Genomic DNA, 13,514 nt, shown 5'->3' with positions numbered 1-13,514 from the left:
GAATAACCGCGGGTTAACCGGCGTTGGATACCATGGCGCTCGCCGAAAGGGGAGCGCCATGGTCGCGCCTAGACTTCCATCCTTGTTGTTGCTCACCGTCGTCGCTTGCGCTTCGCACAGCGACGTGCCGTTGCCCGCAGGCGCGTTCGTCGTTCAAGACGAAGGGCTGAGCGAAATGAGCGGCCTCGAAGCGTCGCCCACGCACGAAGGCGTGCTCTGGAGCATCAACGACAGCGGCAACCGACCGACGCTGTTCCGGGTCGGGACGCGCGGCGAGAGCCTCGGTCGCGTGCAGGTGCGCGGCGCGACGCTCGGCGACTGGGAAACGTTGGCTTTCTGGAAGGAAGGCGAGAAGACCTGGTTGCTGATTGGCGATGTCGGCGACAACCACGGCTGGCGCAGTCATGTGCGCGTCTACGCCGTTCCCGAACCGGGCCCCGGGGACACGACTGCCGACGTCGCCTGGACGCTTTCCTTCCGCTACCCGGACGGCGCACGCGATGCCGAGGGCATCGCCGTGGATGCCCGCGATCAATCCCTGCTGATATTGAGCAAGCGCGACAAGCCCGCGCGTCTCTATCGCGTGCCCTTGGCGGCCCGCGGCATGGAAGAACCGGTGCAGGCCCAGTTCCTCACCACGGTATCGGTTGCGCGCGACCGGATGTTCCCGGCGCGACCCACGGGTCTGGACGTATCCAAGGACGGTAGCCGCATGGCCGTGCTGACCTACAAGGGCCTGTTCGTGTGGAACCGCTCGATCGGCGAAGACTGGGCGGCCGCGTTGGCGCGCGATGCTTCGGAGGTCGTGGTTCCGCGCATGGCCAAGGCCGAGGCCATGTCCTTCGGTGCGGAACAGGACGTGTTGTTCGTCGGGTCCGAACGCCTGCCGGCGCCCCTGATGATGCTGACCATCGAGTGATGGGGCTGGCAAGGGCGATCGCTGTTTTCGATGGCCTGCTGGACTGCGCCGCGGGCCCGGCAGAAAAATCCGCCTGCATCGATGGCTGGAGACGCGACATCGGCGATCTGGTGCCGGCCACGCAGCGGCCTTCGGCGCGCGGCATGCTCGACTATTACTTCGAAACGAGCCTGCGCGTGGATTCCGCCAAGCTGGCAGGACGTTGCGGCACCTAGCGGGCGGCCCGGCTTGACTCGGCCGCCGCATTCCCCGACTGTGCGATCCAGGGCCTGGACGTCGCCGGCCGCAATCCGTCGTCAGCATCGCATCGCCTCCAGACGTGTCTTCCGCTCCCGCCCCCGACATGAACACGCAGGCGCAATGGCGCCTGACGCAGATCGTCGCCGATACCTACGAGCGTTCGAAACTCGGTGGTCTGTTGTATCTGTTCGGTTGGTTCGTCGTTGCCTTGTTCGGGCAGATGCACCAGCGCGCGCCAGGCTGGGCGCTGGCGATCGGCATCGGATTGCTGCTGGTCGGCGTCTGGCGTTGGGCGTATCGCCCGCCTGGTGTGGCCGACCCCGAGCGCCTGCGTGCCTATCTTCGGAGCTATGGGCTAGCGATGTTGCTCAGCCCTGCGATCTGGGTGGTGGCGCAGGTCTGGCTGCTGCGCGACCCGCGTTTCGACGACACCACGCAGACGGTCGCGTTGATCGCGACGATCGGCTACTGCACGGTGTTCGCCAACGTCTACGTGACCACGCGCATCCTCGCCGCGACCGGCGTGGCCATCATGTTCCTGCCGACCCTGGTGGCCTTGTGGAGCGACCCGCGCCACCTGGCCATGGCGGTGACGATGACTTTGTACGGCGTCTATCTCGTGGGGGCCGTGTTGCGCAGCCACGCCGATTACCGGCGACGGCTGCGCCTGGACCAGCAGTTGCGCGAGCAGAGCGATCGCTACGAATGGCTGAGTCGCGTGGATCCGCTCACCGGCCTCTACAACCGGCGCTTCTTCGCCGCGAAGCTGGACGAGTCGGTGCTGCAGGCACAGCGTGGCGAGGCCGTCCTGATGCTGATGATCATGGATGTCGATCACTTCAAGCGCATCAACGACCGCTATGGCCACGCCGCCGGCGATGCCTGTCTTGCCGGGCTGGCCGGACGACTGCAGAAGGCCTTCGATGGCAGCGACGCGCTGCTCGCGCGCTTGGGCGGCGAGGAGTTCGGCATCCTGATGTACGGCGGTAGCGAAAGCGAGGCGCTGGCCCATGCGGAAGCCTTCCGCCAGGACCTGGAAGCGACGCCGCTGTCTGTCGAAGCGCAACCGCTGACGGTGACGGTCAGCGTCGGGGTCGGCGTGTTCGACGCAGCACGCGACGGCGATGGCGACGGCTTGTATCGGGAAGTGGACCAGGCGCTGTATCGGGCGAAGGACCTGGGGCGCAATCGGGTACAGCGGGTCGCGTCGGCCGAAGCGAAATAAAAAACGCCGCTCCGAAGAACGGCGTCGCCCGGAAGATCTCCGGAAGTTTCAGCCCTTGATACAGACCACCTGGCGCAAGGTGTGCACGATCTCGACGAGATCGCGCTGCGCGGCCATCACGGCATCGATGTCTTTGTAGGCGGCCGGCGATTCATCGACCACCGCGGCGTCCTTGCGGCACTCGACATGCGCCGTGGCCTTGGCATGCGCATCCACGCTGATGCGCTTGCGCGCTTCGGTACGACTCATCACGCGACCGGCGCCATGGCTGCAGCTATGGAAGCTGTCGGCGTTGCCCTTGCCGCGCACGATGAAGCTGCGCGCGCCCATGCTGCCCGGGATGATGCCGAGCTCGCCGTCGCGGGCGCTGACGGCGCCCTTGCGGGTCACCAGCAGCGATTCGTCGCCGTGCTGCTCGCGCTGCACGTAGTTGTGATGGCAGTTCACCGCCATCTTGCCGAGCTGGAACGGGGGCAGGGCGTGATGCAGACAGTGCAGCACGCGCGCCATCATCGCCTCGCGGTTGCAGCGCGCGTAGTCCTGCGCCCACGACACCGCTTCCACGTAATCCTCGAACAAGGGCTCACCTTCCAGGAAGAAGGCCAGGTCCTTGTCCGGTACGTGGTAGCCGAGCACGCGCTTCGACAACTCGCGACGCGCCTGCTCGATGAAGTAGGTGCCGATCAGGTTGCCGGTGCCGCGCGAGCCGGAGTGCAGCATCACCCAGACCGAGTCGGCCTCGTCGAGGCAGAGTTCGATGAAGTGGTTGCCGCCGCCGAGCGTGCCGAGCTGGCGATCGACCTTGTCGAAGCGGATCTTCGGATGCTTGTCGCGGATGCGCTGCAGTCGCGGCTCGAGTCCGACATCGCGCAGCTTGCTGCCGACGCTGTCGGGCAGCTTGCGGTGCTCGCCGCCGGGGCCGTTGCCGACCGGCACGCCGCGCTCGATCGAATGACGCAGGGCCGACAGGCTGTCGGGCAGGTCGTTCGCGCGCAGCGTGGTCTGCACCGCCATCATGCCGCAGCCGATGTCGACGCCGACCGCCGCGGGGATGATCGCCCCGCGCGTCGGCACGACCGAACCGACCGTCGCGCCCTTGCCCAGGTGCACGTCGGGCATGACGGCCAGCCACGGCCCGACGAAGGGCAGGGCGGCGATGTTCCGCAGCTGCGTACGCGCCGCGTCCTCGAGCGGGACGCCGCGGACCCAGGCCTTGATCGGCGTGACGTCCGGCGCATGCAGCAGTTCGTAGTTGATGTTGCTCATGATTCCTTCCTTGTGATTGTAACCCCGGCGATCCGGGTCATTCCTGTTGCTCGTTGTCCAGGCCGTGCCGACGGAGCTCACGCGCCGACAGCTGGCGCTTGCGTCGCGCATAGACGCCGTCGCGCCCGAAAAAGCCCGCATCGCTTCCGACGAACCGCCCTTCCACCGGACGTCCGGCGAACTGCACCGCGGCATGCCGCAGCGCATCGATCGGCCGGACCTCGGCTTCGCGCTCCGATGGAATCGCCGCCAGGTCCACCAGGTACCAGAGACCATTGCGACGATGCAGTTGCGCCCATGGAGAAAGATCCCGACGGTTCTCCGGCATGGACGTGCGTGCCGCGCCGAACTCTTTTCGCTCTTGGCGCCTCACCCGATCGAAGCCCTTGTTGCGCCTCAGCAGGCCGCTGACCGGGTCGACGTAGAGTGCGTGCCAGCGCGATTGTTCCAGCGGTTGCAGCCCGCGCCAACCGTCCCGGTGACAGAGCACCCCGTCCACGACGACCACTTTAACGACGACGAAATCCTCGATGTGCTGGTGGATGTGTCGCTGCACGGCATTGCGGCGGTCGATTTGGGCGCAGATCTCCGAATACACCTTGTCCCACGGGCGCCCGATCTGTCGGTGCAGGAAGCGCTTGAGCGGGCTGAGGTTCTCGTTCAACCCCTTGCGGTCGCGATGGCGACGACGGATGCCTTCGTGCGACGGCGCGTCCTCGACGGTCGCATCGATGCGATGCGATTCGCCCTGCCAGCGGCCGCCATGACGCGGCCGCTCGACGATTACCTTGTACATGTCATGACGCATGGTTTCTTCCTTGAGATGCCATCGGGCGATTCCTTTCGCCCGACAGCGGTTAAGACTTCAATGTGACGAGTTGCTTGAGCACGCCGTCCAGGCCGCCGAAGACCGTGAGCTTGTCGATCTTCTCCGTCACCTTTTCCAGCGCCTCCAGCTCCTTGAGGCGCATCAGTACCGGGCTCTCCTCGATCAGCTTGGCGGTGTTGAGCAGGGAACGGGTCGCGTTCGCCTCTTCACGCCGACGGATGACGTTGGCCTGCGCCGACTTCTCCGCCTGCACCACGCTGTTGAGGATCTCCTTCATTTCGCCCGGCAGGATCAGGTCCTTCACACCGACACCGAGCACCTCGATGCCCAGTGCCCGCACCTGGCCATGCGCGTGACCGAAGATCTCGGCATCGAGCGCGGCCTTGTCGCCGAGCAGTTCGTCCAGCGTGCGGGCGGAGACCGCCTTGCGCAGGCCAAACTGCAGTTCGCGGTACAGGACGTCGGCGACCTTGCTCACCTTCGTGCGCGCGATCACCGGATCATCGACGCGATAGCTCGCGGCCAGGTTCACCCGCAACGAGACCTTGTCGCGGGTCAGCAGCTCCTGGCCCGAAACCTCGACCGACTGCACGCGCAGGTCGACGACTTCCGACACGACGTTGCGGAACACGTTCCAGAACGCGTAGGTGCCGGCCGACAACGCACGCGATAGCTTGCCGTCGACGAACAACAGGCCGAGGTGCTCTTCCGGCACCGCCACGGTCGCGGCGAACTTGTCGAGCAGGCCGAGCTGACGCAAGCGCTTGGCGATCGCCTCATCCAGTTCCAGGCCGGCACCGAGCGAGATACTCCGCACTTCGACGGCGACCAGGCCCTTCCAGTAGAGCCGGCGCGTGCCGGGCGCGAGCACGTCCTCGACACGGCCGTTCTTCAGCACGAGACCGACTTCCTGTGCGCCGAGGTCGGCGAGAACGAAGTGCTCGGACAGGCGATCGCCGAGGCGATCGACCAGCACGTCGACGTCCTTGCCGGTGTAGTCGCAGACGGCGATGTTGTGCAGGGCGATGTCGACCTCGTCGAACAATGCGCGAACGCGGTGCACGCCCGGGCCGAGCACGCGCTCGATACGCCGGTTGCGATAGATCAGCGCGCGCTCGGCGTCGCCGACCACGAGCTTGCGGTTCATCAACATGGGTAACCTCCTTGTGGCTGTCGATGAGTGGTTCGATCCGGAAAGAACGGACGCCGGGCCGCCGGATCGAACCGGCTCGGCGATTTCGAAGGCAAGGCGTTTCGCCTTGCCGCGGACGCAACGCGCGTCGTTTGTTTGCCGCGTCGTCGTCGGACGCCGCAGCGAATAGGTGGAATCGCTCCTGGCGGAGCGATCGCGGAGGACGCGTGCGCCTTCGGGAGCGGTTGTCGCGGCATCGCGGCAGCTGCGCGAACGCAGCGGGCGATCGATCGCGACGCGCGGCCCCTTCGGCAGGCGCGTCCCCGGCGAGGGATCCGCTGCGATTGCGGTTCGCGCTCCGGTCGAAACCTCGGCGTGAACCGCGCCCGCACGGAGCGATTCCGGGTTTGGGGCTTGCGCCCCTGGGTACATCACTGCGTGACAGGCAGTTGTTGGAGCGGGATTCGAACCCGCGGCCGGCGCTTTCGCGCTGCTCTACCCGACTGAGCTATCCAGCGGTGGGCGGACCGGATTCGAACCGGCGACCGACGCTCTCGCGTTGCTCTACCCGACTGAGCTACCGCCCTCGCGAAGAACCCTCGTGCGATCCTCGGCATACGCCACGGCAAGGCCGCGCGCACCGGGCGGATCCGGAATCCGCACCGCTGCGAACCGTCGATCGGTTCTTCGCATTGCCGTCGTCCGACGGCAATTCCTTCGCGTCGCCGCTTCTCCCGTCGCCCTGCCGAAGCATCAAGGCACGCTGCGCATTCCGGGCAAATCAGGCCCGTGACGGACCATCCCTGGTCCGCGCATCGTCGGTCGTCGTCGCCCCTGTTTCGGCCTGTGCCGGATGCTTCGGAGCGGAAGCGGCATCGCAATACTTTTCGTGTTTCCTTTGCGAACGCACCGGAGTTTTCGGCTCCGGAAAGAAAAAGCCCCCGGGTGGGAACCCGAGGGCATTCGCGTCGCCTCGGGAGATCGGGGTGGCCGATCTCCCTGCGGGAAGATCAGCCTGGAATGTTGTCCACGTCCTGGCGCGGATTGCCTGCGCAGAGGCCGCGCGCTGCCATGCCGCGGCTTTCGCGCCGCAGTCGATAGCAAACTGGTTTGTGGAAGGACAGGGTCATGTCGTTGTCTTGGTGAAGTTCGCGTTTGCGAATGGGCGCGCACGATACGCCCGAAAAAAACGAAATGCAAACTTTTTTTCGATCAATCGAAAAAAATTCCTCGCGGCGAAACAAAGTAACGTCGCCGGCACCATGCCGAGCGCGGCACGGACGGCTAGAATCGACTGCGTGCGCGGCGCCCGCCGCCGCCGAACAGCCGGTGATGAACGACGACCCCGCCCTCGACAGCCTGTGGATCGCCTGCGAAGCAGGGGCCGTGCCCTGGCCGGCCGGCTCGCACGTGCTGTTCTTGCGTGCGCGAGCGCGCCAGGGCCTGCCCGTCGACCGGCGCGAAGCTTTGCGTTGCGTGCAGAGTTTCAAGCCCCTGGCCGATGTCTTGCGAAGGCATGGACATGCCATGGCCGGCGACGACGAACGCAATTTCGCCCTGACCCTGCTGCTGCCGCCGCGCCAGCGCGACGAGGCGCGTGCGCTGTTCGCCGAAGCCGTGCGTCGCACGATCGACGGCGGCATCGTGCTGGCGAGCCAGGCCAACAACGAAGGCGCGCGTTCGGGCGAGAGCGACCTGCGCGAGCTGCTGGGCGAAACGAGCAGCCTGAGCAAGAACCATTGCCGCGCGTACTGGGGGCGAGTGACGGCGGCGGCTCGCACGAGCGAACTGATGCAACGATGGTCCATGCTCGATGCACCCCGTGCGATCGCCGATGGACGCTTCCTCAGCCGGCCCGGCGTGTTCTCCTGGGAGCGCGTCGATGCCGGGTCCGCACTGCTCGCGGAACATCTTCCGGCCGGACTTGCCGGTCGCGCGGCCGATCTCGGTGTGGGTTGGGGCTATCTGTCGGCGCAATTGCTGGCGAAGAATCCCGGCATCGTCGCGTTGGACCTGTACGAGGCCGAAGCGCGCGCTCTGCAACTGGCGGAGCGCAATCTTGCCGACGAAGGCAAGCGCGTCGCATTGGAGTTCCATTGGCACGACGTCGCGCAGGGGCTGTCGTCGCGCTACGACATCATCGTCAGCAATCCGCCTTTCCATGTCGGCCGCGCCGACTTGCCCGAACTCGGCCGGGCTTTCATCATGGCGGCGGCGAACGCCTTGAATCCCGGTGGGCGCCTGTGGATGGTGGCCAACCGCCACCTGGCCTACGAGCAGACGCTGGCGCAGCATTTCGCCGATGTCCGGACGGTGGTCGTTCGCGATGGCTTCAAGGTGATCGAGGCGAACAAGGCGGGCGCATGAAACTGGTGAAACTGATCGCCAACCTCGGCTACGGCAGTCGCAAGGACGTCGGTTGGATGTTCCGCGAAGGGCGGATCACCGATGCCGCCGGCGAAGTCCTGTACGCCGATGACCGCGTGGCGCACGGCGACATCCGCGTCGATGGCGAAGCGCTGGACCCGCCGCAAGGCCTGCTGATCGCGCTGCACAAGCCGGTGGGCCATACCTGTTCGACGAAAGATCCGGGCCGCGTGATCTACGACCTGTTGCCGCCACGTTTCCGCCTTCGCGACCCGGCTCTGTCGCCAGTAGGTCGGTTGGATCGAGACACGTCGGGCCTCTTGCTGATGACGGATGACGGGGGCTTGCTGCACCGGATCATTTCGCCCAAATCCAACCTGCCCAAGGTGTACGAAGCCACGTTGGCGCAGGATCTGCGCGGCGACGAGGTCGACGTGTTCGCCAGCGGTAGCTTGATGCTCGAGTCGGAAGACACGCCGCTGGCGCCGGCGGCGATGCAGGTACTGTCGCCGCGGCACGCGCGCCTGACGTTGACCGAAGGCCGTTATCACCAGGTGCGCAGGATGTTCGCGGCGATGGGCAATCGAGTGGAGACGCTGCAACGCGTTTCCATCGGCGGTCTCGGCCTCGGCGATGCGGCGCCCGGGCAGTGGCGGATCCTCACGGGCGAAGACCGGTCCCGCCTATTCTCGTCGCCGTAGGAGCGCTGCAAGTCGCGACGATGGCGCGTGCGTCAATCGCGAAAGTTGTCGAACTGCAGCGGCAGTTCCAGCTCGGTCTGGCGCAGCAGGGCGATCGCCGCCTGCAGGTCGTCGCGCTTCTTGCCGGTGACGCGCAGTTTCTCGCCGTTGATCTGCGCTTCTACCTTCAGCTTGGCGTCCTTGATCGTCGCCACGATCTTCTTGGCGATCTTCTGCTCGATGCCCTGCTTGATCGTCACCTTCTGTCGCGCACCGGCCAGGTTGACCTCGGGCTCGGCGACGTCGAGGCAGCGCACGTCGATGCTGCGGGCGATCAGGCGCGCGCGCAGGATATCGAGCATCTGCTTGAGCTGGAAATCACTGGGCGCGCGTTGGGTCACCACGAAACCGTCGAGTTCGAATTTGGCGTCGCTGCCCTTGAAATCGAAGCGGTTGGAAAGCTCGCGGTTTGCGGTGTCCACGGCATTTGTCAATTCGTGCTTGTCGACCTCGGACACGACATCGAAGGAGGGCATGGCGGCGTCTCGTTCAGCAATGTGGATGGCGGCCATTCTAGCCGCTGCCGCTGCCGGCAGAAGGTGATTTCAGCCGCTTTTTCTCCGTTTCGTGACGGCAGGCGATTGCGGTCAGAGGCGTTTCGTGGGAGCCTCTGGCGTCGATTTTCCAGCCACCGGGGAGGGCGGCCGGAATGACGTGGGTGTTCGACATCCGTACCGCGATTCTGCTCGGCGCGTCGTTGACGTTGCTGATAGGTGCGATGTTGCAGGCCGTCAGTCACGGCCAGCCGAAAGAGCACCGGGGCCTGATGCGCTGGTGGGTGTACGGCGCCGTGGCCTATGCGGTCGGTTACGCCCTCACGGGTTTCCGCGAATGGATCTGGATCGGTTGGTCGGCGGTGTTGGCCAATACGCTCATCACCCTGGGCCTGGGCTGTTTCGCCATCGCCCTGCGCCGGTTCTCCGGCTTGCCCGAACGCGGCCGCTGGTTGCTGACGCTGGGCTTGCTGAGCCTCCTGGTTTCGATCGCCTTCTGTTTCGTCTGGCCGGACGAACGCCTGCGCCTGGGCTTCACCACGCTGATTTTCGCCCTGGTCGCCCTGGCCTGCGTGCGGGCGATCTACCGGCGCGGTCATTCGCCGACCCTCAGCGAACACGTCGCCGGCTTCTACCTGCTCATCGGCCTGCTGATGCTCAGCGCGCGCGTGGTCGCCATCCTCGGCTTCGGCCTGCCCTTGCGCAGCATCTTCGAACCGACGCCGGTGTCGATCGCGGCCTATGTGTTCAGTGGCCTGCTGCCCGTGGTCAGCACGATCGCTTTCCTGCTGATGTGCACCGAGCGCAGCCAGCGCGACCTGGAGCGATCGGCCAGGCTCGACTACCTGACGGGCATCTACAACCGCGGCGCCATCGAGGAGCTGGCCGCCGCGCAGTTGGCGCAAGCGCAGCGCCATGGTATGCCGATGTCGCTGATGGTCGTGGATATCGATCATTTCAAACGCATCAACGACGAGCTCGGGCACGCCGCCGGCGACAAGGCGCTGGCTGAAACGGTGCGGCTGTTCCGCGGGCTGTTGCGCACCGAGGACCTGATCGGGCGCCTCGGCGGCGAGGAATTCGTCGTGCTGATGCCCGATACCGACGCGATCCAGGCGCGCAATGCCGGTGAGCGGCTGCGACGCGCCGTCGCCAATACGCCCCTGCAGCTCGAGCAGGGCGAACGCCCGATGACGGTTTCCATCGGCGTGGCCGAATTCCGCGCCGAAGACGCCGGTTTCGCCCGCCTGCTGCTGCGCGCCGACAGCGCCTTGTATGCCGCCAAGCGCGCCGGCCGCAATCGCGTGCAGGTCGATCAATTGCAGCCCGAAACGCTGGGTTTGCCCTAGGCGTCGGCGACGAAGAGCTCGCGTTGCGGCGGTACGTCGTCGGCATGGCGGAAACCCGCCAGGCCCACCCCGACCAGGCGATAGCGCGTGCGCGAAGGCAGGTCCACGCGTTCGCGCAGGCCCAGCACGATGTCCCCGAATTCGGCCAACGACGATGGCGGCTGCGCCGGCGTCAGGCTGCGGGTCAGGATGCGGAAATCGGAGGTCTTGAGCTTCAGCACCACGGTGCGGGCGACCCGGTCGGGTTCCCGCTGGTTCGCCTGCCAGACTTTTTCCGCCAGGCGCAACAAGGTTTCGCCGGTGTCGCGCAGCAGCAGATCGCGTTCGAAGGTGTCCTCGGCCGAGATCTGCAAGGTCGGGCGCTCGCTTTCCACCGGGTGCTCGTCGATGCCGAGCGAAAGCTGGTGCAGGCGCCGGCCCCAACGACCGAAGCACTGTTCCAGCGCGCTTTCGCCGAAGCCGCGCAATTGCGAGATCTGCGCGATGCCGAGTTCGGCGAGCTTGGCTTCCATCACCTTGCCGACGCCGGGCAGGCGGCCGACCGGTAACGGTGCGAGGAAATCCAGCGCCTGCTCCGGCCGGATCACGAACAGGCCATCGGGCTTCTTCCAATCCGATGCGATCTTCGCCAGGAACTTGTTCGCCGCGACGCCGGCGGAAGCGGTCAGCGCGGTCTCCTCGCGAATGCTGGCGCGGATGCGTTGCGCGACTTCGGTGGCGCTAGGCAGGCCCAGTTTGTTTTCGCTGACGTCGAGGTAGGCCTCGTCCAGCGACAGCGGCTCGACCAGGTCGGTATGGCGCGCGAAGATTTCCCGCACCTGGCGCGAGACCGCCTTGTAACGCGGAAAGTCCGGCGGCACGAATACCGCTTTCGGACATAGGCGCTCGGCGCGCACGGCCGGCATGGCGGAGCGAATGCCGAACTTGCGCGCTTCGTACGAGGCCGCGCAGACCACCGAGCGCGAGCCGCGCCAGGCCACGACCACGGGACGCCCTTGCAGGGACGGGTCGTCGCGCTGTTCGACCGAGGCGTAGAACGCATCCATGTCGATGTGCACGATCTTGCGCATGCGTTCGCCGGCTCGACCGCCGGATCAGCCGCGCGGGCAGGCGACGTATTCGAAGGGAATGCGCATCTCGCCGTTCTTGCCCGGGCCGGCGATCTCGGCGCGCAGCTTGTCGCCGTCGCGCCAATAGCTGACCGACTGCGGGAAATCATGCGCGGGGTTGGCGAAATCGACGCGCTGCGCCGCCTGCGAGGTCAGGCGGAAAATCGTCGGCGCCGATCCACCGGGCTGGGCGACGAATTGCAGCCCCTCCTTGCCCATTTCGATGCGCGTGAATTCGAAGCTGCGCAACTTGCCTTCGCGAACGGTGCCGGCCATGCCGAGCAGCGTGTCGCCATGCAATCGCCAGGATTCCTGCAGGCCGTCCTTGCCCTGGCTGCCGCACCAGTCGCCGACCAGCCAGCCCAGCGACGAAGGTGTCGGGGCCGCCGCATGATCGCCATGGCCTTCGTGGCCCGAGGCGGGAGACAGGGAAAGAAACGCAGCGACGCTGGCAAGCAGGGCGAATGGAAGGCGCATGGGCTGTCTCCTGGCAGGGCTGGTCGCATCATCCCGCGCGCGGCGCGTGGACGCCACGGCCGGAGGGCATACCCCGCGCGCGGTGGGCGTATGCTGGGCTTCCCTCGTCTCAGGAGTCGAGCCATGTCGACCGATCATGCCCTGGGTTCTCCGAGCTGGTTCGAACTGGCCACCACCGACCAGGCTGCGGCCAAGCGCTTCTACGAAGCGACGTTCGGCTGGCGGGCGAAAGACAATCCCATGCCCGACGGCAGCGTCTACACCATCTTCGAACTCGATGGCCGCGAAGTCGCCGCCTGTTACACGATGATGCCGGAACAGGCGCAGGCCATGCGTCCGACCTGGGGGGTTTATTTCCGCGTCGCCGATGCCGACAAGGTGGCTGCGGTCGTGCGCGCCGGCGGCGGCCAGGTGATCACCGAACCGTTCGAGGTGATGGAGCATTTGCGCATGGCTGTCTGCGCCGATCCGGAGGGCGCGATGTTCTCCCTGCACCAGGCGCGTGCGCATCATGGCGTGGCGGCGATCCGCGAGAACAATGCGGTGAACTGGGTGGAATTGGCGACGCGCGATCTCGACCGCACCGACGCCTTCTATCGCAGTTTGTTCGGTTGGCAGACCGAGGATTTCCCGGGTGGCCCCTCGCGTTACCGGCTGTACGGCGACGTCGAGGCCAAGTGGGGCGGTCTGCTGCAGATGACGCCGGAATGGGGCGACATGCCTTCGCACTGGTCGATCTACGTGCAGGTCGAGGACGTCGATGCGACGATCGCACGGGCGACGGCGGCGGGAGGTTCGGTCTGCGTACCCCCGTTCGACATCCCGAAAGTGGGCCGCATCGCGCGCGTCGACGATCCCGCCGGCGCCGGGTTCTATCTGATCGCGCCGAATCCGAACTGAGTGGCCGGTAGCGCTGCCAGCACGGTCGCCGATTACCTGGCGGAGCTGCCGCCGGAACGGCGCGCCATCGTTTCGACCGTGCGCGACCTGGTCAATCGTCACCTGCCCGCGGGTTATTCGGAGACGATGGGTTGGGGAATGATCTGTTGGGGCATCCCGTTGGCGCGTTACCCCGACACCTACAACAAACAGCCGCTCTGTTACGCCGGTCTGGCAGCCAACAAGAACGCCTATTCGCTTCATCTGATGAGCGTTTATGCCGAGTCGAAGCAAGAGAACTCTCTGCGCCTGGCCTACGAGAAGGCCGACAAGAAACTCGACATGGGCAAGTGCTGCCTGCGGTTCAGATCGCTGGACGGCCTGCTGATGGACGAAATCGGCCGCATCGTCGCCGCCACCTCGGTCGACGACTACATCGCTCACTACGAGAGCGCGCGGCCGAAAAAGCCGAAGAAGAAATGAGCGAG

The 13,514-nt window shown here is 66.0% G+C and carries 14 protein-coding genes and 2 tRNA genes; 8 read left to right on the top strand and 8 right to left on the bottom strand.

Annotated elements, in window-relative coordinates; translation table 11 throughout:
• The first annotated feature begins 58 nt into the window (after window positions 1-58).
• The 3 genes from QM707_RS09190 to QM707_RS09180 all read left to right on the top strand — a co-directional run bounded on the left by QM707_RS09190 (window position 59) and on the right by QM707_RS09180 (window position 2,384).
• Entirely contained in the window at window positions 59-919 is an 861-nt protein-coding gene (locus QM707_RS09190; protein ID WP_415001549.1) for a hypothetical protein, read from the top strand.
• Window positions 919-1,134 carry a hypothetical protein gene (locus QM707_RS09185; protein ID WP_415001548.1) on the top strand — a complete coding sequence of 72 codons (216 nt, stop codon included), beginning with the start codon at window positions 919-921 and terminating at the stop codon, window positions 1,132-1,134. The genes QM707_RS09190 and QM707_RS09185 overlap by 1 nt, the downstream gene beginning before the upstream one ends.
• A gap of 104 nt (window positions 1,135-1,238) precedes the next feature.
• Window positions 1,239-2,384 carry a GGDEF domain-containing protein gene (locus QM707_RS09180; protein ID WP_415001547.1) on the top strand — a complete coding sequence of 382 codons (1,146 nt, stop codon included), beginning with the start codon at window positions 1,239-1,241 and terminating at the stop codon, window positions 2,382-2,384.
• Between the two features lie 48 nt (window positions 2,385-2,432).
• Here the strand turns inward: QM707_RS09180 and QM707_RS09175 are convergent, their stop codons facing one another.
• The 5 genes from QM707_RS09175 to QM707_RS09155 all read right to left on the bottom strand — a co-directional run bounded on the left by QM707_RS09175 (window position 2,433) and on the right by QM707_RS09155 (window position 6,198).
• Window positions 2,433-3,650, bottom strand: a complete 1,218-nt coding sequence (locus QM707_RS09175; RefSeq protein WP_415001546.1) for an RtcB family protein — start codon at window positions 3,648-3,650, stop codon at window positions 2,433-2,435.
• Window positions 3,651-3,687: 37 nt separating this feature from the next.
• On the bottom strand, window positions 3,688-4,458 hold the full coding sequence (locus tag QM707_RS09170; protein ID WP_415001545.1) for a hypothetical protein: 771 nt from the start codon (window positions 4,456-4,458) through the stop codon (window positions 3,688-3,690).
• 49 nt (window positions 4,459-4,507) lie between these two features.
• The gene (locus tag QM707_RS09165; RefSeq protein ID WP_415001544.1) at window positions 4,508-5,632 is read right to left on the bottom strand and encodes a slipin family protein; all 1,125 of its coding nucleotides are present in this window, start codon (window positions 5,630-5,632) and stop codon (window positions 4,508-4,510) included.
• Window positions 5,633-6,060: 428 nt separating this feature from the next.
• Window positions 6,061-6,129: transfer RNA gene (locus QM707_RS09160), tRNA-OTHER, on the bottom strand.
• Window positions 6,130-6,198, bottom strand: a tRNA-OTHER gene (locus QM707_RS09155).
• 745 nt (window positions 6,199-6,943) lie between these two features.
• On the opposite strand from QM707_RS09155, the gene QM707_RS09150 reads away from it, so the two are divergent.
• Window positions 6,944-7,978, top strand: a complete 1,035-nt coding sequence (locus tag QM707_RS09150) for a class I SAM-dependent methyltransferase (protein ID WP_415001543.1) — start codon at window positions 6,944-6,946, stop codon at window positions 7,976-7,978.
• The gene (locus QM707_RS09145) at window positions 7,975-8,679 is read left to right on the top strand and encodes a pseudouridine synthase (RefSeq protein ID WP_415001542.1); all 705 of its coding nucleotides are present in this window, start codon (window positions 7,975-7,977) and stop codon (window positions 8,677-8,679) included. Before QM707_RS09150 ends, QM707_RS09145 begins: the two co-directional genes overlap by 4 nt.
• A 32-nt stretch (window positions 8,680-8,711) precedes the next feature.
• Here the strand turns inward: QM707_RS09145 and QM707_RS09140 are convergent, their stop codons facing one another.
• Window positions 8,712-9,194: a YajQ family cyclic di-GMP-binding protein gene (locus QM707_RS09140; RefSeq protein ID WP_415001541.1), complete on the bottom strand. Its 483-nt coding sequence runs from the start codon at window positions 9,192-9,194 to the stop codon at window positions 8,712-8,714.
• Window positions 9,195-9,367: 173 nt separating this feature from the next.
• On the opposite strand from QM707_RS09140, the gene QM707_RS09135 reads away from it, so the two are divergent.
• Window positions 9,368-10,561: a GGDEF domain-containing protein gene (locus QM707_RS09135; protein ID WP_415001540.1), complete on the top strand. Its 1,194-nt coding sequence runs from the start codon at window positions 9,368-9,370 to the stop codon at window positions 10,559-10,561.
• Here QM707_RS09135 and dinB read toward each other — a convergent pair.
• Both dinB and QM707_RS09125 read right to left on the bottom strand, forming a co-directional pair.
• On the bottom strand, window positions 10,558-11,631 hold the full coding sequence (gene dinB / locus QM707_RS09130; RefSeq protein ID WP_415001539.1) for a DNA polymerase IV: 1,074 nt from the start codon (window positions 11,629-11,631) through the stop codon (window positions 10,558-10,560). The genes QM707_RS09135 and dinB overlap by 4 nt on opposite strands.
• Window positions 11,632-11,655: 24 nt before the next feature.
• Window positions 11,656-12,147, bottom strand: a complete 492-nt coding sequence (locus tag QM707_RS09125; RefSeq protein ID WP_415001538.1) for a DUF6265 family protein — start codon at window positions 12,145-12,147, stop codon at window positions 11,656-11,658.
• 123 nt (window positions 12,148-12,270) lie between these two features.
• Here QM707_RS09125 and QM707_RS09120 point away from each other — a divergent pair, with 123 nt between their 5' ends.
• Window positions 12,271-13,047 carry a VOC family protein gene (locus QM707_RS09120; RefSeq protein ID WP_415001537.1) on the top strand — a complete coding sequence of 259 codons (777 nt, stop codon included), beginning with the start codon at window positions 12,271-12,273 and terminating at the stop codon, window positions 13,045-13,047.
• Window positions 13,048-13,509, top strand: a complete 462-nt coding sequence (locus QM707_RS09115) for a DUF1801 domain-containing protein (RefSeq protein WP_415001536.1) — start codon at window positions 13,048-13,050, stop codon at window positions 13,507-13,509.
• Window positions 13,510-13,514: the final 5 nt, after the last annotated feature.

The sequence above is a fragment of the Arenimonas sp. genome (assembly GCF_047602345.1).
Taxonomy (GTDB): Bacteria; Pseudomonadota; Gammaproteobacteria; order Xanthomonadales; family Xanthomonadaceae; genus Arenimonas.
This window is presented reverse-complemented; position numbering and strand designations above follow the sequence as displayed.

Coding starts and splice junctions, on each gene's coding strand:
- QM707_RS09125 (WP_415001538.1), bottom strand. CDS start 12,147: ATGCGCCTTCCATTCGCCCTGCTTGCCAGCGTCGCTGCGTTTCTTTCC.
- QM707_RS09145 (WP_415001542.1), top strand. CDS start 7,975: ATGAAACTGGTGAAACTGATCGCCAACCTCGGCTACGGCAGTCGCAAG.
- QM707_RS09140 (WP_415001541.1), bottom strand. CDS start 9,194: ATGCCCTCCTTCGATGTCGTGTCCGAGGTCGACAAGCACGAATTGACA.
- QM707_RS09165 (WP_415001544.1), bottom strand. CDS start 5,632: ATGTTGATGAACCGCAAGCTCGTGGTCGGCGACGCCGAGCGCGCGCTG.
- QM707_RS09150 (WP_415001543.1), top strand. CDS start 6,944: ATGAACGACGACCCCGCCCTCGACAGCCTGTGGATCGCCTGCGAAGCA.
- QM707_RS09170 (WP_415001545.1), bottom strand. CDS start 4,458: ATGCGTCATGACATGTACAAGGTAATCGTCGAGCGGCCGCGTCATGGC.
- dinB (WP_415001539.1), bottom strand. CDS start 11,631: ATGCGCAAGATCGTGCACATCGACATGGATGCGTTCTACGCCTCGGTC.
- QM707_RS09175 (WP_415001546.1), bottom strand. CDS start 3,650: ATGAGCAACATCAACTACGAACTGCTGCATGCGCCGGACGTCACGCCG.
- QM707_RS09185 (WP_415001548.1), top strand. CDS start 919: ATGGGGCTGGCAAGGGCGATCGCTGTTTTCGATGGCCTGCTGGACTGC.
- QM707_RS09190 (WP_415001549.1), top strand. CDS start 59: ATGGTCGCGCCTAGACTTCCATCCTTGTTGTTGCTCACCGTCGTCGCT.
- QM707_RS09135 (WP_415001540.1), top strand. CDS start 9,368: ATGACGTGGGTGTTCGACATCCGTACCGCGATTCTGCTCGGCGCGTCG.
- QM707_RS09120 (WP_415001537.1), top strand. CDS start 12,271: ATGTCGACCGATCATGCCCTGGGTTCTCCGAGCTGGTTCGAACTGGCC.